This window comes from Ensifer sp. M14 (genome assembly GCF_003355565.1).
Taxonomy (GTDB): domain Bacteria; phylum Pseudomonadota; class Alphaproteobacteria; order Rhizobiales; family Rhizobiaceae; genus Ensifer.
In genome coordinates this window covers 1-1145 of sequence record NZ_QJNR01000035.1, presented here as the reverse complement: position 1 = coordinate 1145, position 1145 = coordinate 1, and the positions used below count along the sequence as shown (strand labels likewise).

The following is a 1145-nucleotide window of genomic DNA, read 5'->3' as shown; positions in this document are numbered from 1 at the left end:
GTGTCGGCCGTCTTTGCCGCAACCCTGGTGTTCGGCGTCGGCGGCTGGGCCGCCCAGGCGAAGCTCTCGGGCGCCGTCATCACCCAGGGCCAGGTCGCCGTCACCCAGCAGGTCAAGCTGATCCAGCACCGCGACGGCGGCATCGTCTCGGCTATCCCCGTCAAGAACGGCACCCATGTCAAGAAGGGTGACGTGCTGCTGCAGCTCGACGAGACCCAGACCCGGGTCGAGCTGTCGATCGTGCGCGGCCAACTGCAGCAGTTCTACGCCATGCGCGCCCGGCTGACGGCCGAACGCGACGGCGACGCCACCGTCTCCTTCGGCGAGCTCGATATTCCGGACGTGCTGAAAGCAAGCGAAGTGAAGTTGTTCGAGGCCAATCGCCGGATGATCACCAGCCAGGAAGAGCAGATGCGGCTGCAGATCGGTCAGTTCGAGGAGCAGATCCGCGGGCTGAAAGCCCAGACCGGTTCCAGCGACAAGGAGAAAGAGATCGTCGAGAAGGAGATCGTCAAGCTCGACACGCTTCTGAAGAGCGGCCTGGTGCCGGTCTCCGAACATCGCGACCTGTTGCGCCAGATGGCCCGCATCGACGGCTCCAAGGGCGAACTGCTCGCCCGCATCGCCGAGGCGCTCGGGCAGATCAGCGAGCTGCGCATCAAGCTGATGTCGATCGACCAGAACAACCGCAAGGAAACGCAAGGCCAGATCGTCGGGCTTGAGGCCAAGATCGCCGAACTGACCGAACGCGCCATCGCCGCCAAGGACCGGCTGTCGCGCATGGAAGTGCGCGCCCCCGTCGACGGTCTCGTCTACGACCTGCAGATCCACACCATCGGCGGCATCATCGCGCCGGGCGCCACCGCCATGTCGATCGTGCCCGAGGGCGAGGACCTGACGGTCGAGATCCGCATCCCGCCTGTCGACATCGACCGCATCGCGCCCGGCCAGAAGAGCCGCATGCGCTTTACCGTCTTCAACCAGCGAACCACCCCCGAACTCGACGGCCGCATCGACGTCATCGCCGCCGCAACCACGCTCGATCGCAACACCGGACAGCCCTTCTATCTCGCAACCGTCGAAATCACCGAGCCGCTCGAAAAGCTCGGCGGCCGCAAGCTCATGCCCGGAATGCCCGTCGAAGT

1 protein-coding gene is annotated in these 1145 nt (G+C 65.2%); it reads left to right on the top strand.

Annotated features, from left to right (window positions below; genetic code table 11):
- On the top strand, positions 1–1145 hold a 1145-nt coding region (locus BLJAPNOD_RS34980; protein WP_115423201.1), incomplete at both ends, for an HlyD family type I secretion periplasmic adaptor subunit.